Genomic DNA, 16,118 nt, shown 5'->3' on the forward strand with positions numbered 1-16,118 from the left:
ATCTGCCTCCTCAGCCAAACCACCCGCGAAGGAAATCGATCAGCTGCCGCACCTTGGGCGACGGCTGCGTGCTGTGCGGGTACACCGCGTACACGCTCTGCTGCGGGAAGCGATGGTGGCGCAGCACCGGCCGCAGGCGGTCGTGGGCGAGGTCGTCCTCGATCAGCCAGCGCGGCAGTACCGTGACGCCGGCGCCGGATACGGCGAATGCGCGAAGGCTGCTGGCACCATCCACGCGCACCACCGCATTGCCGGGGTTGGTGGCGAACAGGGCATCGCTGCCGTCCGGTGCGACCACCGGTACATCGGCCAGGCGCGGATAGCCGAGGCGGGGCAGGGTGCCCAGCTGCACTGGATCATCTACACCCTCCGCTGACTCCAGACGCGCCAGCAATGCCGGAGCGGCGACTGCGCACAACGGGTGCCGCTCCAGTTCAGTGGCGTGCAGCTGCGAATCGGGCAGGCGGCCGAGGCGGATGGCCAGGTCGAAGCGTTCGGGAATCAGATCGGCCGGTGCCGGCGACGTCGACAGGTGCAGTACCAGCGCCGGATGCTGGGTGCGGAAGGCTTCCAGTGCTGGAATCAGCCGCAGCTGCGCGTATTCCGGAGTGGTGGTCAGGCGCAGTACGCCCTGCAGCTGATGCTGGTCGCGGCGTGCGGCATCGATCGCCGCCTGTGCGGCGTCCAGCGCCTGCACGCAGTGCTGCAGGAACTGTTCGCCGGCCTCGGTCAGCGCCAGGTGGCGGGTACTGCGCAACAGCAGGGTCACGCCCAGCTCCTGCTCCAGCCGCTTCAGGTTGAAGCTGACCACCGCACGGCTCAGGCCAAGGCGCTCGGCGGCGGCGGTCAGGCTGCCGGCCTCGACCACGGCACGGAAGATATCGAAGCGATCGAGGCTGACCATGGTGGATCATTGTCAAAGAAGATTTGACAGTGTTGCTGCTGTCGTCGTGTTTTTTCAACAGGAGCGCACGGGCATGCTGGCCGCTTCCCCGCTGGAGCACCGCCGATGCCGTCCCCCCGCCTGCGCCATGAGGCGATCTTCCTGCTGGTGTTCGCCCTGGACCTGGTCAACATGTTCATCGCCACGGTGGCCTACCCGGCACTGGCGGCCGAGCTGCACGCTGACATCGGTACCCTGGCCTGGGTCGGCACGGCCTACATGCTGGGCCTGAGCGTGGTGATCCCGCTGGCACCGTGGCTGGCCGCGCGCTGTGGCGAGCGGCGCCTGCTGCTGGGGGCCCTGCTGGTGTTCGCGGTGGCGGCGGCGTTGGCGGGTGCCGCGCCGGGCATCGGTTGGCTGCTGGGCTGGCGGCTGCTGCAGGGTCTTGCAGGCGGTCTGCTGATACCGGTCGCGCAGGCTGCAGCGTACCGGCAATGCACCCCGGAGCAGCGCGGCGCGCTGACCCGCCGCATCCTGCTGGTGGCCCTGCTGGTACCGGCGCTGGCGCCAGCGTTGGGTGGGCTGCTGGTGCAGTGGCTGTCCTGGCGGGGTGTGCTGTGGGCCAGCCTGCCCTTGGCACTGGCGGCGATGGCTCTGGTGCTGGCCTGGATGCCGATCGATGGTGAACGCCCTGCACCCCGCTTGCAGACCTATGCGCTGGCCACGGCGATGAGCGCGCTGGGCGTGCTGCTGCTGGCGCTGACCTGGTTGGGTGAGCCCGGCCACCGGATTGCCGGTGCGATGCTGTTGCTGCTGGCGCTGGTGCTGGCGACCGCCCATCTGCGGCATGCGCGGTGGCAGGCACAGCCGCTGCTGCGCTGGTCGCTGCTGTCCCATCGGGGGCTGCGGCTGGCGATGCTGGTCTACCTGGCCGTGCCTGGCGTGTTCATCGGCAGCCAGTTGGCCAGCACGCTGCAACTGCACCAGGCCGGATACAGTGCCGCGCGCATCGGCGCGCTGATGTTGCCATGGGCATTGGCCTCGGCCGTGGCGATCACCGGCAGCCGGTGGCTGCTCGCCCGCTTCGGTCCTGCGGCAGTACTGCGCGGCGGGATGCTGCTGCAGGCCAGTGGTCTGCTGCTGATGGCGCTGCTGCCGCAGCCTTCGTTCGCGCCGGCGGCGCTGCTGTTCGCGCTGATGGGGGCCGGCGGCAGCCTGTGCAGCAGCACGGCGCAGACGCTGGCCTTCAATGGCGTGGAGGGCGAGGCGTTGGGTGATGCCAGCGCGCTGTGGAATCTCAACCGGCAGCTCAGCTTCTGTCTTGGCACCGCCGCCATCGCGCTGCTGCTGGCGCTGGCCATGCAATGGCTGCCGGCGCGGGCCACCGGCGTGGCGCTGGGCCTGGCCGCTTTCCTTACCCTGCTGCCGATGGTGCTGTTGCACCGCTCGCAGCCACTCACCCGTCCGCAACCGGAGAATGCCTGATGCAACACACTGCCGAACATGAAATCCATCATCTGCACGACAAACTGCAGGCCTGGTTCCGCGCCGAGGTTGGCAGCGAGGCGCTGGACGATCTGATGGCGCACTTCTGTACGGACTTCAGCATGGTTGGCATTGCCGGGCGGCGCTTGGACCGGCAGGCCGTGCAGGCGCTGTTCGTGGGCGGGCATGGGGCACGTCCAGGGCTGCGCATTGCCATCGACGCCGTTCAGGTGATCGAGGCGCCGTCACCGCTGGCGGTGCTGCGCTATCGCGAAGGGCATGCGGTGGCTGAGGGGGCGGTGGCGTGGCGGGAATCCCTGGCAGTGCTGCGGCAGGAGCAGGGGCGCTGGCGCTGGTTGGCGCTGCATGAGGTGGCAAGCACCTGACTTTGTAGAGCCGAGCCCACGCTCGGCTGCTTCTGGGGCGGCCCGCGGTGGTCTCAGCCGAGCGTGGGCTCGGCTCTACAACGGCTGGCACATGTGCCATCAGTCCTGCCCCCAAAGAGCGCAGAACGCAAAGCCTGCACACACTTCACCCGCCGGGGCAGGAGTACGCTTGGGACTTTCCTGCCCGAGGGGTCGTCCATGCATGTGCGTGCCGTAGCAGTTGCCATCGCCCTGAGCCTGTCCAGCACCGTGCTGGCCGCCGACACCCCGCCGATGACCCCGGACATCAGCGGCAAGCCTTTCATTGCGCCCGATGTCGGCCGCGATTACGACAAGCGCGTGGTGATGGTGCCGATGCGCGACGGTACCAGGCTGTACACGGTGATCGTGGTGCCCAAGGGCGCGCACAATGCCCCGATCCTGCTGACCCGCACGCCCTACGATGCTGCCGGCCGTGCCAGCCGCAGCGATTCGCCGCGCATGCGCGACCTGCTGCCGCAGGGGGATGAAGTCTTCGTCGATGGCGGCTATATCCGCGTGTTCCAGGACATCCGGGGCAAGTACGGTTCGGAAGGCGATTATGTGATGACCCGGCCGCTGCGCGGGCCGTTGAACAACACCAAGGTCGACCACTCCACCGATGCATGGGACACCATCGACTGGTTGGTGAAACACGTGCCGGAAAGCAACGGCAAGGTCGGCATGCTGGGCTCGTCGTACGAAGGCTTCACCGTGGTGATGGCCTTGACCGACCCGCATCCGGCGCTGAAGGTGGCCGCCCCGCAGAGCCCGATGGTCGATGGCTGGATGGGCGACGACTGGCTCAACTACGGGGCCTTCCGCCAGGTCAATTTCAACTACTTCGCAATGCAGACCGAGAAGCGCGGCAAGGGCACGCCGCTGCCCAGCCTGGGCTACGACGACTACAGCACCTTCCTGCACATCGGTTCGGCCGGTGACTACGCACGCTTCACCGGCGTGGACCAGCTGACCTGGTGGAAGAAGCTGGTGCAGCACCCGGCCTACGATGGCTTCTGGCAGGGCCAGGCGCTGGATGCGGTGATGGCGAAGACCCCGCTGAAGGTGCCGACCATGTGGCTGCAGGGCCTGTGGGACCAGGAAGACATGTGGGGCGCCAACCATGCCTACCAGGCGATGGAAGGCCGCGACACCGGCAATACCCACAATTACCTGGTGATGGGCCCGTGGCGGCACAGCCAGGTGAACTACACCGGTGACACGCTGGGTGCGCTGAAGTTCGACGGCGATACCGCACTGCAGTTCCGCCGCGACGTGCTCAAGCCGTTCTTCGACCAGTACCTGGTGGACGGCGCGCCCAAGGCCGATACGCCGCCGGTGCTGATCTACAACACCGGTGAGAACCATTGGGACCGCCTGCAGGGCTGGCCGCGCAGCTGCCAGAAGGACTGCACCGTAGCGAGCAAGCCGCTGTACCTGCGTGCCGGTGGCAAGCTGGCCTTCCAGGCGCCGGCAGCGGGCGAGGGTGACTTCGAGGAATACGTGTCCGACCCGGCCAAGCCGGTGCCGTTCGTGCCGCGTCCGGTGCGCTTCGGCGACCGTGACATGTGGACCACGTGGCTGGTGAAGGACCAGCGTTTTGTCGATGGTCGTCCGGATGTGCTGACCTTCATCACCGAACCGCTGGCCGAGCCGCTGCGGATCGGCGGCGCGCCCGTGGTGCATCTGCAGGCGTCCACCAGTGGCACCGACAGCGACTGGGTGGTGAAGCTGATCGACGTTTACCCGGACCAGGAAGCGTCGACGCCGGAAATGGGTGGCTATGAGCTGCCGGTGTCGCTGGCGATCTTCCGTGGGCGCTATCGGGAGAGTTTCAGCGATCCGAAGCCGCTGGCGGCCAACCAGGTGCTGCCGTACCGCTTTGATCTGCCCAATGCCAACCATGTGTTCCAGAAGGGGCACCGGGTGATGGTGCAGGTGCAGTCCAGCCTGTTCCCGCTGTATGACCGCAACCCGCAGACCTACGTGCCGAACATCTACCTGGCCAAGCCGGGCGATTACCAGAAGGCCACGCAGCGGGTGTGGCACAGCGCCGCGCAGGCGAGCTACGTCGACCTGCCGGTGTACTGAGGCGGGAAATGGCGCGGTAGTGCTGGCCGCTGGCCGGCAACGCGGAGCGGTAGCGCCGGGCCATGCCCGGCGGATGGGGTAGTGCCGGCCGCTGGCCGGCATGCCATGCGAGAACGTGTCGACCAAGGTCGACACCTACCAGGGTGGAACCGTGCAGGTCAGGGCTGAAGGCTATCGCTCGTCAGCAGCCCGTTGTCGAGTCGCTGGAACAGGTCGCCAACGGATTCCGCAACGGGCTTGCCCTGGCTGATATCCAGGTTGCCCAGATCGAATGATGTCACCTGTCCGTGGCGGGGTACACGAAGATCAAGCGCGATCAGCGTCGATCCTCCATCTGTCCCGATGCCCATGAATGCGTCACCAAGGTAACGACGGATCAGGTAATGATCGTTGAGCGTGATGATGCTGGCGACTGGCCATAAGTCGAGGTAGGCAAAAGGGAACACGCAGCGGCCGCCATCTGACCAACGCAGAAACTGCAGGAATTCTTCGGGAATCGTTTCCTTGGGCCAGTGCTCCTGGAGCTTGCCCAGGTCGTCCGCATGTGCGCCCACTTCCTGCAGCCATCGACTCTGCATGGCACGAATAAGGTCGGGTAGGTTGGCTCGATCCCGGTGGTCCATGTGGATTCCCTTCAATCAGTCGTATCACTGTGGCGTTGCGTGTCGCAAGCGGCAAGGGGGACGCGCGACAGATCCCGACGGCTATGATCGCTGTCAACGGCGGGCGAGGCCAGAGCGTGTCGACCAGGTAGACACCCACCAAGGCGGGGGTCGAGCGATGTCGGTAGCGTCGGACCATGCCCGGCGGTAGTGCCGGCCGCTGGCCGGCATGCCATGCGAGAACGTGTCGACCAGGGCCGACACCTGCCAGAGCACGTCAGCCTACCTTCGAGGGACCGGTGCGCCAGCGGCTGGGAACCAGACCGAAGCGCTTGCGGAAGGCGGCGGCGAAGTTGCTGGGATGACGGTAGCCGGTGGCGTCCGCCGCCTGTTCAACGCTCCAGCCGTGTTCGCGCAGGCCGCGTTCGGCGTGGTGCATGCGTTGTTCGTGCAGGTAGTCGAACACCGAGCACCCGTATTGCTGCACGAAGTGGCGGCGCAGCGAGCTGGGACTCATGCAGGCCAGCTGGGCCAGTTCCACCAGGCTGTGGGCGTGGCTGGGATCGTCGTGCAGGAAAGCCCGCACACGTTCCAGTCGGGCCAGCTGGCCGGCGCGCAGCAGGCGCGTGCTGTCGGCGTGCAGGTCATCGGCCTGCAGGCCGGTGGACAGCAGCTGCAGGGCAATGCCTTCACGCCACAGCGCATCCAGGTCGTTCTGCCAGGGGCTGTCGAACAGCTGTGCGAGGCTTGGCAGCATCGTGTGCGGAATCGCCCAATGCCTGCATTCCATGTGTGAACCCACCGCCCGCTGCAATTGCGGTTGCTGCAGCAGGTCCGGGTCCAGATCGGCTGGCACCATCAGGCTGATGCCCCGCAGGCGCGTATTGCCCGGATGGACGCCGACCATTGCCACATGGTCGCGGTGGCTGGTGGTCACTGCGGTGCCTGCGCGCAGGCTGAAGTCACTGCGGTTGGGAACCTGCACCTCGACCTGGCCCTGCAGCATCACGCGGATGACCAGGCCGGGCCGTTCGTGCGCGGTGGCGGTATAGGCGATGCGGTTGTGCACATCCGATGCAAGCAGGCTCATGCCCCCGCGCAGGGTCTGTTCGTGCAGGTCGCCGTGACCGGCCCACTGTTCGTCGCGCAGCTGACTTGGATCGGCACGGTAGTCATAGCCGTGGCGCTGGCCAAAACGGCGGTAGTCGGCAAAGGTGAAATATCGGGACATCGCTCGGCGCTCAACCATGGGAGATGGGTGCGGCGACCGGTGGCCCGCACGTTCCATCGTGCACCTGCAGCGCGGATCGGTCCTGCGCTTTCAGAGGAAGAAATAGATCCCTGTCATTTTCTCCAATGCCAGCCCGAATGCGATATCCAGCGGGTCAATCGATTGACATTTACGGCCAAGTTGAAGGCCATGCAGCAATGCGCGTGCGTACTGTAACTGCTCGGGATGGGTGATCGATTCGTCTTCGTAGAGGTCCAGGTGCAGGCCGAACCGGGTATTGAGGGTGGTGAGGAAGCCGCTGTCGAACAGAAGATCGATCGTGCTATCGCTGAGCATTACCTCATACAGGTCGCCAGGCAGGCAGGAGTCGGTATCCAACCGCCGTTCGGCATCGGCAGAAAGCGGAACGCAGGCTGTACGCATGGAGGTTTCTGCGGCGGGCATGCGCACAAGTATCACGCATGCAGCGCTTTCGTCACGAAGAAGGGCGTAGTGTCGGCGGTGTCGGACGAATCTGTCCGAGTCGAACCCAACAGATGGAGACCAAAGATGATTGATTACCGGCTTAATGGAAAAACGGCGATCGTGACCGGTGGTGTATCCGGTATCGGCTTGGCCGTGGCCGAACTGCTGGCCGCGTCCGGCGCCAGCATTTCGGTGTGGGATCTGAAGCAGGACGCCGTGGATGCCACCGTGCAGGCGCTGAAGGCCACGGGCGTGCAGGCGATCGGCATCGCCCTGGACGTGACCGATGAGGCCGCGGTGGAAGCCGCCGTGCAGCGCACAGTGAAGGAGCTGGGTGGCATTGACGTAGCGGTGAACAACGCCGGCATCGGTGGCCCGGCCGCGAGCAGCGGCGATTACCCGGTGGATGGCTGGAAGCGGGTGGTCGATGTGAACCTGACCAGTGTGTTCCTGTGCCAGCGTGCGCAGATCCAGGCGATGCGTTCGGCGGGCAAGGGCGGCAGCATCATCAACATGGCCTCGATCCTGGGCCAGGTGGGCTACGCCGGTTCCACCGCCTATGTCGCGGCCAAGCACGGTGTGGTCGGCCTGACCCAGACCGCAGCCTGGGAACATGCACCCGATGGCATCCGCATCAATGCGGTCGGCCCGGGCTTCATCGCCACGCCGCTGCTGGACAAGATGGATGCGAAGGTGCGCGCGACGCTGGAAGGGCGCCATGCGCTCAAGCGCCTGGGCACGCCGGAGGAAGTGGCTGCGCTGGTGGCCTGGCTGGCCAGCGATGATGCTTCGTTCGCGACCGGCACCTATTACGCGATCGACGGCGGCTACTTGGCGCAGTGATGCGCTGAAGGCAGGGACACCGGGCCTGTGCCCGGTGTTGCCGGGTGAACCGGCCGTGGGGCCGTCTTCACCGTGGTCCCACGCACCCCGCGCGACGCTCCGGGAAACTTCCGGAGCCTGCCGATGGAACTTACCCAGGATGTATCGATCCTGCTGCGCGTGGCCGCAGCGATGCTGTTCGGTGGCGTGCTGGGCGTCGAACGCGAGATGGGTAAACACGCGGCGGGCCTGCGCACCCATATGTTGATCGCCGGGGCGGCGGCGCTGATCGTCGGCCTGGGGGATTCGGTGGCCGAACATTTCCAGCAGGAGCGCTACCGCGACCTGCTGCAGGTTGATCCCGTGCGCCTGATCGAGGCGGTGGTGGCCTGCGTCGGCTTCGTTGCCGCCGGCACCATCCTGCGCGGCAACCGCGAGGACCAGGTCAGTGGGCTGACCACGGCCAGTTCACTGGTGATGGCTGCCGCCATCGGTATTGCCGTGGGCATTGGCAAGTATGTGATCGCCATCGGCGTGAGCGTGCTGTGCGTACTGGTGCTGGCGGTGATACGGCGGGTGGAGAAGAAACTCTGAGGGGAGTGGGTGGGCGGGGTCGGTGCCCCTTCGGGGGGCCGACTCCGGGCCCAGCTCAATAATGGTCGTACCAATAATTCATTCTAGCCCTATGGTCTAATAGGCTCTTCGCACAATCGGCGGTTCAATCTGCGTCCAGTGGCTCCATGCGCTCATTAGTGGTACGACCAATAATGATGGGGCCCACGACCACCCACCCCTGCGGTGGTGAACCCGCCCCCAGTCGAGAGCCTCCATGCAGCCCTGGCAACACCTGTACGACCCCGCCGGCAACCTGTGGTTGTCCAGCCTGATCGCGCTGCTGCCGATCGCGTTCTTTTTCATCGCCCTGGCCGTGCTGCGCATGAAGGGCTGGCTGGCCGGCACGATCACCGTGGCCATCGCGCTGGGTGTTGCGCTGCTGTTCTACCGCATGCCCCTGGCGCAGGCGCTGGGCGCGGCGGGCTATGGCTTCGTCTACGGTCTGTGGCCGATCGCCTGGATCATCATCGGCGCGGTGTTCCTCTACAAGGTCTCGGTCAAGACCGGGCAGTTCGACATCATCCGCGCCTCGATCCTGTCGGTCACCGAGGACCAGCGCCTGCAGATGCTGATGGTCGGCTTCGCCTTCGGTGCCTTCCTGGAAGGCGCGGCCGGCTTCGGCGCGCCGGTGGCGATCACCGCCGCGCTGCTGGTCGGGCTGGGCTTCAAGCCACTGTATGCGGCGGGCCTGTGCCTGATCGTCAACACCGCGCCGGTGGCCTTCGGGGCGATGGGCATTCCGATCATCGTGGCCGGGCAGGTGACCGGCCTGGATGCATTCGAGATCGGCCAGATGGCCGGCCGCCAGCTGCCGTTCCTCACCCTCATCGTGCTGTTCTGGATCATGGCGATCATGGATGGCTGGCGCGGCATCCGGGAAACCTGGCCGGCAGTGCTGGTGGCCGGTGGCTCGTTCGCCATTGCCCAGTACCTGACCTCCAACTTCATCGGGCCGGAACTGCCGGACATCACCGCGTCGCTGGCGTCGCTGGTGTGCCTGACCCTGTTCCTGCGCCGCTGGAAGCCGGTGCGCATCTTCCGTTTCGATACCGAAACCAGCGCCGAGGCCGCCGCGCAGGCACTGGAAGCCCCGCGCTACCGCCTGGGCCAGATCGCCAAGGCGTGGTCGCCGTTCCTGATCCTCACCGCCATGGTCACCCTGTGGAGCATCAAGCCGTTCAAGGCGCTGTTCGCCACCGGCGGTGCGCTGGAAGGCTGGGTGCTGAAGCTTCCGGTGCCCGGTCTGGACCAGATGGTGCAGAAGATGCCGCCGATCGTGCCGGCCCCGCTGAGCTACGAAGCGGTCTACAAGTTCGACTGGTTCTCCGCCACCGGCACCTCGATCATCCTCGCCGCGGTCATCGCCATCATCGCCCTGCGCATGCCGGCCAAGGCCGCCGTGCGGACCTTCGGCGAAACAGTGCGCGAGCTGCGCGTGCCGATCTATTCCATCGGCATGGTGCTGGCCTTCGCCTTCATTGCCAACTACTCGGGGCTGTCGGCCACGCTGGCGCTGGCCCTGGCCCACACCGGCAAAGCGTTCCCGTTCTTCTCGCCGTTCCTGGGCTGGCTGGGCGTGTTCCTGACCGGCTCGGATACCTCCTCCAACGCGCTGTTCTCGGCGCTGCAGGCGACCACGGCGCAGCAGATCGGCGTGTCCGACGTGCTGCTGGTGGCGGCCAACACCACCGGCGGGGTGACCGGCAAGATGATTTCGCCGCAGTCCATCGCCATCGCCTGCGCGGCAGTGGGCCTGGCCGGCAAGGAATCGGACCTGTTCCGGTTCACGGTCAAGCACAGCCTGGTGTTCACCGCGATGGTCGGCCTGATCACCTTGGCCCAGGCCTACTGGCTGACCTGGATGATTCCCTGAGCCATGCCGCGCGGCCTGACCCTCTGTTACGCGCTTCGGGCCACAATGGCGCCATGAGCACGCAACGTATTTCGGACAAGGTGGCCGCGCAGCTGCGCGGCCTGGTGCAGGAACAGCGGCTGCAGCCGGGTGACCGGCTGCCGGCCGAACGCGCCCTGGCGGTGCAGCTGGGGGTCTCGCGCACCGCCCTGCGCGAGGCCATCGCGCAATTGGCAAGCCAGGGCCTGCTGACCGCCCGCGTGGGTGGCGGCACCTATGTGGCCGAACCTGCGGCGCGCGCGCGGCAGGCACTGGATGAGCCACTGGCGCCGTACCTGCCGCTGTTCCAGGGCGACCCGGAGTATCGCTTCGACGTGCTGGAGATCCGCCACGCACTGGAAGGCGCCACCGCCTGGCACGCCGCACTGCGTGCCACCGATGAGGACCGTGCACGCATCGCCCAGGCCTTCCAGACCATGATGGATGCACACGGCAAGGATGACCCGGCCGGCGAGGCCGAAGCCGATGCGGCGTTCCATCTTTCCATTGCCGAGGCATCGCACAACCTGGTGCTGCTGCAGGTGATGCGCGGCCTGTTCGAGCTGCTGCAGACCAACATCTCGCAGAGCCGCGAAAAGCTCTACACCTCGGCGAAGACCTTTTCGCCGCTGTCCGACCAGCACCGCGAAATGATGGATGCAGTGCTGGCCGGTGATCCCGAACGTGCGCGTGGCGCCGCACATGCCCACCTTGAGTTCGTGCACACCACCCTGCGCACGCTCGATGACAACGAAGCCCGGCGTGCACGGGCGTCGCGTCTACCTTCCCCGCATGGCTGATTACTCCCGGTTGACCCCATGATCATTTCCGCCTCCACCGATTACCGCGCCGCAGCCGAGCGCCGGCTGCCGCCGTTCCTGTTCCACTACATCGATGGCGGCGCGTATGCCGAGCACACGCTGAAGCGCAACGTTTCCGACCTGTCCGACATCGCGCTGCGCCAGCGCATCCTGCGCAACATGTCCGACCTGAGCCTGGAAACCGAGTTGTTCGGCGAGATGCTGGCGATGCCGGTGGCGCTGGCTCCGGTGGGCCTGACCGGCATGTATGCCCGCCGTGGCGAAGTGCAGGCGGCGCGTGCGGCCGACAGCCGTGGCATTCCGTTCACCCTGTCCACGGTGTCGGTCTGCCCGATCGAGGAAGTGGCGCCGGCCATCCAGCGGCCGATGTGGTTCCAGCTGTACGTGCTGCGTGACCGCGGCTTCATGCGCAACGTGCTGGAGCGCGCGCAGGCGGCCGGCGTGACCACCCTGGTGTTCACCGTGGACATGCCGGTGCCGGGCGCACGCTACCGCGATGCACACTCGGGCATGAGCGGCCCGAATGCCGCGCTGCGCCGCATCGGCCAGGCCATCACCCACCCGCACTGGGCGTGGGATGTGGGCCTGCTCGGTCGCCCGCATGACCTGGGCAACATTTCCGCTTACCGGGGCAACCCGACCGGGCTGGCGGACTACATCGGCTGGCTCGGCAGCAATTTCGATCCGTCCATTTCCTGGAAGGACCTGGAGTGGATCCGCGAATTCTGGAAGGGCCCGATGGTGATCAAGGGCATCCTCGATCCGGACGACGCACGGGATGCGGTGAAGTTCGGTGCCGACGGCATCGTGGTGTCCAACCACGGCGGCCGACAGCTCGATGGCGTGCTGTCCACCGCGCGCGCACTGCCGGCCATTGCCGATGCAGTGCAGGGCGACCTGAAGATCCTGGCCGATTCGGGCATCCGCAACGGCCTGGACGTGGTGCGCATGCTGGCCCTCGGTGCCGACACCGTGCTGCTGGGCCGTGCCTTCGTGTATGCCCTGGCCGCACAGGGTGAGGCAGGCGTGGCCAACCTGCTGGACCTGATCGCCAAGGAGATGCGCGTGGCGATGACCCTGACCGGCGCGCGCCGCATTGCCGATATCGGCCGCGACTCGCTGGCCAGCCTGCCATGAGCGGCCCCCAGACCGTGCTGGCGCAGCTGCGTGGTGCCGTTGGCAACCGCCACGTGCTGACTGGCGACAAGGCCACCCGCCGTTTCCGCCGTGGTTACCGCTTCGGCGATGGCCCCGTGCTGGCGGTGGTGCGCCCCGGCACGCTGCTGGAACTGTGGCGGGTGCTGCAGGCGGCAGTGCAGGGTGGGGCGGCCATCATCCTGCAGGCCGCCAATACCGGCCTGACCGGCGGCTCCACCCCGGATGGCGATGACTACGGGCGCCCGATCGTGCTGGTCAGCACGCTGCGCCTGACCGGCATCCAGCTGCTGGACGAAGGCCGGCAGGTGCTGTGCCTGCCGGGGGCGACGCTGGATCGTCTGGAGCAGACCCTGGCACCGCTGGGCCGCGAGCCGCATTCGGTGATCGGTTCATCCTGCATCGGCGCCTCGGTGCTGGGCGGTGTCTGCAACAACTCCGGTGGCGCACTGGTGCGCCGGGGCCCGGCCTATACCGAACTGGCTCTGTACGCGCAGGTGGATGCGCAGGGCCAACTGCAGCTGGTCAACCACCTGGGCATCGCTCTGGGCGACACCCCCGAACAGATCCTGCAGCGCCTGCAGGCCGGCGACTACCGCGCAGCCGATGTAGGCGATGGCGGCGGTCGCGCCGCGTCCGATCCGCGGTATGCCGAGGACGTGCGGCGGGTGGATGCCGATACGCCGGCACGCTTCAATGCCGATCCCAGCCGCCATTACGAGGCCGCCGGTTCGGCCGGCAAGCTGGCCGTATTCGCGGTGCGCCTGGATACCTTCGAAAAGGAGCCCGCCGAGGTCTTCTATGTCGGCAGCAACCGCACCGCCACGCTGACCGCGATCCGCCGCCAGCTGCTGACCGGGTTCGAGCGCCTGCCGATTGCCGGGGAGTACATCCACCGTGATGCCTATGACATCGGCGAACGCTACGGCAAGGACACCTTCCTGCTGATCGACCGCCTTGGCACCGCCCGTGTGCCGGCCGCGTTCGCGCTGAAGAGCCGGGTCGATGGCTGGTTCGAGCGGTGGGGCCTGCGTGGGGTGACCGACCGGATGATGCAGGCGTTGACCGGCCTGCTGCCCTCGCACCTGCCCGCACGCATGGGCGAGTTCCGCCAGCGCTACGAGCACCACCTGCTGTTGAAGGTCTCCGCGCAGGATGCCGCCATCACCGAAACCTGGCTGCGCGAGTGTTTTGCCAATCACGAAGGCGGTTTCTTCCGCTGCACGCCCGAAGAAGGGCGCAAGGCTTTCCTGCACCGCTTCGCCGTGGCCGGTGCCGCGGTGCGCTACCGCGAAGTGCACCGTGACCAGGTGCAGGACATCGTGGCGCTGGACATTGCCCTGCGCCGCGATGACGCCGACTGGTTCGAGCAGCTGCCGGCCGACATCGACCAGCGCCTGCTGCACAAGCTGTACTACGGGCACTTCCTCTGCCATGTGTTCCATCAGGATTACATCGCGCGCAAGGGTGAAGATCCGACGGCGATCGAGCATGCGATGTGGGCACTGCTGGACCAGCGCGGCGCCGAGTACCCGGCCGAGCACAATGTCGGCCATCTGTATCCGGCCAAGCCGGCACTGGCGGGTTTCTACCGGCAGCTGGACCCGAGCAACACCTTCAACCCCGGCATCGGCCAGACCTCGAAGGTAGCCGGCTGGGGTGGCTGCGATTGCGGGTGAGGGTCGCTATCATCGGTGTTCCGCAGGGACGCGACGGAGCGCCACCGACATGATGCAGAATACGATCACCCCCGCCACACTGGGCGCGCTGCTGCTGGCCACGCCCTTGTGGGCGCTGGCACAGGCGTCGGTGCTGCCGCAGCAGCGGGACGCCGCAGGCAATGTCATGGAGCCATTGGGCCAGGTGCTGCGCAAAGATGAGAACGGGCAGCAGCGCCTGTTCCACTGCACCGCCGATCGCGACTGGTGCCTCAGTGTCGAGCCATCGCCGGGCGAGGGCGACTGGGCACGGGCGTTCGAGGTGATCGAGAAGCGGCCCGGCCCGGACGAGCCTTCCTCCTACCGGGCGGTGATGAATGTGCCGGAAGACGGCGAACTGTCGCTGTGGCCGTGGATCATCCGTCTGGCCCCCGGCGTGGGCACCGACCCGGCAGTGGCTGATCCGCAGCAGCGCGCCCGGCAGAGCGTGCTGGTCGGTGGCATCGTCGCTACGCGCACCAGCTACTCCGGCGGTGGCGCCAGTGCGTCCGTCCTGCAGCTGGCACGTGTGCGCCACCTGGACGAGGGTATCCAGGTCGACACCAACCTGCTGACCGTGCCGTGGGAAGGCAACGCGATGATCCGCGCCTGTTTCAGCGAACAGGACATGAAGCAGCGCAGTGGCGCCTGCCATGACAACTATGCGTTCTCTGCGAAGCTGGGCCTGGATACGGCGGCAGCGGGCATGCCCGCGCTGCGCTACCAGACCGTGGCCACGCGTTTCCCCGCCGGCGTATCGCGGCAGGAGGATTCACTGGCCAAGGGCCCGCTGAAGAAGAAGGACCTGCGCACCGAGCAGGACCCGGCCTGCACCTTTGCGCGCACCTTCCGCATCGCGTCCGGCAGCTATCTGCCGGACCAGCCGTTGCCCGACTGCAGCGGCTATACCGAACCCTGAGCCACGCGCATCACCCCTCGGTGGGTGCGCGCAGCAGGTGCTGCCAGACGGTATCCAGCTGGGCGCGCACCTGCACCGGGGCCGCAGCCACGTTGGCGCTGTCGCGGCGTTGCCCGCCTTCCGGCGCCTGGCCCGGAACATCCAGCAGCGACTCGCCGTCGGCCTGGTAGGCCTGGCCGCCCTGCAGCACGATCAGCTGCAGGCCATGCGGATCGACGCCACCACCGCAGAAGGCGTGGCTGGCAATGGTGAAGGCAGCACGTCCATCGCCAAGCAGGTCGTCGGCGGTCGTCTGGCCGAGGAAGTAGCCTGCATCCAGATCAAGGCCGGGGCAGTCGGTTACTGCGGACTGCTGCCATGCCTGCGCCCACGCGGCATCGGGATTGTCGCGCCGGAACAGCGTGGCCTGCAGGGTGATGCGATCCACATCCTCGCCGTCGTCATCGACGGTCGTACCCTGCTCGCGGGTCAGCAGCAGCAAGGATTCGCCGTCGATGTCACGCACGTGCAGCTGCTTCTGCAGGCTGTCACCGGGCAGGTGGGCAAAGGCCAGGTCGGCCAAGGCGGGCAGGTGGCGAAGCCCGGTGACCGGCCCGTCCGCCACCGCGGGTGCAGGCGCCGGCGGGGCCGGCGAACAGGCGGCCAGCGCGGCCACCGTGCACAGCAGCAGCCAGCGCCGCATGGCCGTCACTCGCAGCGTGCGGCGGTGATGATGTTGTCCTTGTCCACGAACACGCGCAGGCGGTCCGGGCGGATGTCCTTGGTGGTGATGGTGTTCGGGCCGATCGGGTTGACCAGGCCGGCACCGCTTTCGCTGGACAGGCGGCGCATGTTCGCCTCGTTGGCCGGCTGGCCCACGGCCCAGCCCAGCTGGCTGGCATCGCAGTGGCCGCTGCCCTTGACCTGCGGGCCGGGCGTGCTGACACAGGCCGACAGCAGCAGGGCCGCAGCCGGAAGCAACAGGGACAGTCGGATGGCGGTCATGCGGGCGCTCCATGTCGGGACAATGGCGGCACCATAGCACTGTCCGCTGCATG

General features: G+C 67.0%; 16 protein-coding genes. 10 read left to right on the forward strand and 6 right to left on the reverse strand.

The window, feature by feature from the left end:
* Nucleotides 1-10: 10 nt before the first annotated feature.
* Nucleotides 11-904: a LysR family transcriptional regulator gene (locus ACM2ZB_RS02405; protein ID WP_416057275.1), complete on the reverse strand. Its 894-nt coding sequence runs from the start codon at nucleotides 902-904 to the stop codon at nucleotides 11-13.
* Between the two features lie 105 nt (nucleotides 905-1,009).
* Between ACM2ZB_RS02405 and ACM2ZB_RS02410 the strand changes: the two genes are divergently transcribed.
* The 3 genes from ACM2ZB_RS02410 to ACM2ZB_RS02420 all read left to right on the forward strand — a co-directional run bounded on the left by ACM2ZB_RS02410 (nucleotide 1,010) and on the right by ACM2ZB_RS02420 (nucleotide 4,863).
* Complete coding sequence (locus tag ACM2ZB_RS02410; protein ID WP_416057276.1) at nucleotides 1,010-2,368, forward strand: MFS transporter; 1,359 nt, start codon at nucleotides 1,010-1,012, stop codon at nucleotides 2,366-2,368.
* Nucleotides 2,368-2,754, forward strand: coding sequence for a DUF4440 domain-containing protein (locus tag ACM2ZB_RS02415; RefSeq protein ID WP_416057277.1), 387 nt, complete (start codon nucleotides 2,368-2,370; stop codon nucleotides 2,752-2,754). The genes ACM2ZB_RS02410 and ACM2ZB_RS02415 overlap by 1 nt, the downstream gene beginning before the upstream one ends.
* A gap of 198 nt (nucleotides 2,755-2,952) precedes the next feature.
* Complete coding sequence (locus ACM2ZB_RS02420) at nucleotides 2,953-4,863, forward strand: CocE/NonD family hydrolase (RefSeq protein WP_416057278.1); 1,911 nt, start codon at nucleotides 2,953-2,955, stop codon at nucleotides 4,861-4,863.
* A gap of 158 nt (nucleotides 4,864-5,021) precedes the next feature.
* Here the strand turns inward: ACM2ZB_RS02420 and ACM2ZB_RS02425 are convergent, their stop codons facing one another.
* From ACM2ZB_RS02425 to ACM2ZB_RS02435, 3 genes are all read right to left on the reverse strand, one after another.
* Nucleotides 5,022-5,486, reverse strand: coding sequence for an SMI1/KNR4 family protein (locus tag ACM2ZB_RS02425; RefSeq protein ID WP_416057279.1), 465 nt, complete (start codon nucleotides 5,484-5,486; stop codon nucleotides 5,022-5,024).
* Between the two features lie 256 nt (nucleotides 5,487-5,742).
* Nucleotides 5,743-6,696 (reverse strand): helix-turn-helix transcriptional regulator, encoded by a 954-nt coding sequence (locus tag ACM2ZB_RS02430; RefSeq protein WP_416057280.1) that lies wholly within the window; start codon nucleotides 6,694-6,696, stop codon nucleotides 5,743-5,745.
* A 90-nt stretch (nucleotides 6,697-6,786) separates the two neighbouring features.
* Nucleotides 6,787-7,140, reverse strand: a complete 354-nt coding sequence (locus ACM2ZB_RS02435; RefSeq protein ID WP_416057281.1) for a hypothetical protein — start codon at nucleotides 7,138-7,140, stop codon at nucleotides 6,787-6,789.
* 105 nt (nucleotides 7,141-7,245) lie between these two features.
* Between ACM2ZB_RS02435 and ACM2ZB_RS02440 the strand changes: the two genes are divergently transcribed.
* The 7 genes from ACM2ZB_RS02440 (at nucleotide 7,246) to ACM2ZB_RS02470 (ending at nucleotide 15,081) form a co-directional block, all read left to right on the forward strand.
* Complete coding sequence (locus tag ACM2ZB_RS02440) at nucleotides 7,246-8,004, forward strand: SDR family NAD(P)-dependent oxidoreductase (RefSeq protein ID WP_416057282.1); 759 nt, start codon at nucleotides 7,246-7,248, stop codon at nucleotides 8,002-8,004.
* Nucleotides 8,005-8,127: 123 nt separating this feature from the next.
* Nucleotides 8,128-8,577, forward strand: a complete 450-nt coding sequence (locus ACM2ZB_RS02445) for an MgtC/SapB family protein (RefSeq protein WP_108765423.1) — start codon at nucleotides 8,128-8,130, stop codon at nucleotides 8,575-8,577.
* Between the two features lie 235 nt (nucleotides 8,578-8,812).
* Nucleotides 8,813-10,471, forward strand: coding sequence for an L-lactate permease (gene lldP / locus ACM2ZB_RS02450; RefSeq protein WP_416057283.1), 1,659 nt, complete (start codon nucleotides 8,813-8,815; stop codon nucleotides 10,469-10,471).
* 53 nt (nucleotides 10,472-10,524) lie between these two features.
* Nucleotides 10,525-11,289, forward strand: a complete 765-nt coding sequence (lldR, locus tag ACM2ZB_RS02455) for a transcriptional regulator LldR (RefSeq protein WP_416057284.1) — start codon at nucleotides 10,525-10,527, stop codon at nucleotides 11,287-11,289.
* 18 nt (nucleotides 11,290-11,307) lie between these two features.
* On the forward strand, nucleotides 11,308-12,447 hold the full coding sequence (gene lldD, locus ACM2ZB_RS02460) for an FMN-dependent L-lactate dehydrogenase LldD (protein WP_416057285.1): 1,140 nt from the start codon (nucleotides 11,308-11,310) through the stop codon (nucleotides 12,445-12,447).
* Entirely contained in the window at nucleotides 12,444-14,144 is a 1,701-nt protein-coding gene (gene dld / locus ACM2ZB_RS02465; protein ID WP_416057286.1) for a D-lactate dehydrogenase, read from the forward strand. Before lldD ends, dld begins: the two co-directional genes overlap by 4 nt.
* A 52-nt stretch (nucleotides 14,145-14,196) precedes the next feature.
* The gene (locus tag ACM2ZB_RS02470) at nucleotides 14,197-15,081 is read left to right on the forward strand and encodes a hypothetical protein (RefSeq protein WP_416058606.1); all 885 of its coding nucleotides are present in this window, start codon (nucleotides 14,197-14,199) and stop codon (nucleotides 15,079-15,081) included.
* A 10-nt stretch (nucleotides 15,082-15,091) separates the two neighbouring features.
* Here ACM2ZB_RS02470 and ACM2ZB_RS02475 read toward each other — a convergent pair whose 3' ends face one another.
* Both ACM2ZB_RS02475 and ACM2ZB_RS02480 read right to left on the reverse strand, forming a co-directional pair.
* On the reverse strand, nucleotides 15,092-15,763 hold the full coding sequence (locus tag ACM2ZB_RS02475; RefSeq protein WP_416057287.1) for a M949_RS01915 family surface polysaccharide biosynthesis protein: 672 nt from the start codon (nucleotides 15,761-15,763) through the stop codon (nucleotides 15,092-15,094).
* A gap of 5 nt (nucleotides 15,764-15,768) precedes the next feature.
* Nucleotides 15,769-16,065, reverse strand: a complete 297-nt coding sequence (locus tag ACM2ZB_RS02480) for an I78 family peptidase inhibitor (protein WP_416057288.1) — start codon at nucleotides 16,063-16,065, stop codon at nucleotides 15,769-15,771.
* Nucleotides 16,066-16,118: the final 53 nt, after the last annotated feature.

It is taken from the genome of Stenotrophomonas maltophilia, assembly GCF_047782825.1.
GTDB lineage: Bacteria > Pseudomonadota > Gammaproteobacteria > Xanthomonadales > Xanthomonadaceae > Stenotrophomonas.

Excerpts from the sequence above, each read along its gene's own strand:
- ACM2ZB_RS02405 (WP_416057275.1), bottom strand. The coding sequence starts at position 904 with ATGGTCAGCCTCGATCGCTTCGATATCTTCCGTGCCGTGGTCGAGGCC.
- ACM2ZB_RS02410 (WP_416057276.1), top strand. The coding sequence starts at position 1,010 with ATGCCGTCCCCCCGCCTGCGCCATGAGGCGATCTTCCTGCTGGTGTTC.
- ACM2ZB_RS02415 (WP_416057277.1), top strand. The coding sequence starts at position 2,368 with ATGCAACACACTGCCGAACATGAAATCCATCATCTGCACGACAAACTG.
- ACM2ZB_RS02420 (WP_416057278.1), top strand. The coding sequence starts at position 2,953 with ATGCATGTGCGTGCCGTAGCAGTTGCCATCGCCCTGAGCCTGTCCAGC.
- ACM2ZB_RS02425 (WP_416057279.1), bottom strand. The coding sequence starts at position 5,486 with ATGGACCACCGGGATCGAGCCAACCTACCCGACCTTATTCGTGCCATG.
- ACM2ZB_RS02430 (WP_416057280.1), bottom strand. The coding sequence starts at position 6,696 with ATGTCCCGATATTTCACCTTTGCCGACTACCGCCGTTTTGGCCAGCGC.
- ACM2ZB_RS02435 (WP_416057281.1), bottom strand. The coding sequence starts at position 7,140 with ATGCCCGCCGCAGAAACCTCCATGCGTACAGCCTGCGTTCCGCTTTCT.
- ACM2ZB_RS02440 (WP_416057282.1), top strand. The coding sequence starts at position 7,246 with ATGATTGATTACCGGCTTAATGGAAAAACGGCGATCGTGACCGGTGGT.
- ACM2ZB_RS02445 (WP_108765423.1), top strand. The coding sequence starts at position 8,128 with ATGGAACTTACCCAGGATGTATCGATCCTGCTGCGCGTGGCCGCAGCG.
- lldP (WP_416057283.1), top strand. The coding sequence starts at position 8,813 with ATGCAGCCCTGGCAACACCTGTACGACCCCGCCGGCAACCTGTGGTTG.
- lldR (WP_416057284.1), top strand. The coding sequence starts at position 10,525 with ATGAGCACGCAACGTATTTCGGACAAGGTGGCCGCGCAGCTGCGCGGC.
- lldD (WP_416057285.1), top strand. The coding sequence starts at position 11,308 with ATGATCATTTCCGCCTCCACCGATTACCGCGCCGCAGCCGAGCGCCGG.
- dld (WP_416057286.1), top strand. The coding sequence starts at position 12,444 with ATGAGCGGCCCCCAGACCGTGCTGGCGCAGCTGCGTGGTGCCGTTGGC.
- ACM2ZB_RS02470 (WP_416058606.1), top strand. The coding sequence starts at position 14,197 with ATGCAGAATACGATCACCCCCGCCACACTGGGCGCGCTGCTGCTGGCC.
- ACM2ZB_RS02475 (WP_416057287.1), bottom strand. The coding sequence starts at position 15,763 with ATGCGGCGCTGGCTGCTGCTGTGCACGGTGGCCGCGCTGGCCGCCTGT.
- ACM2ZB_RS02480 (WP_416057288.1), bottom strand. The coding sequence starts at position 16,065 with ATGACCGCCATCCGACTGTCCCTGTTGCTTCCGGCTGCGGCCCTGCTG.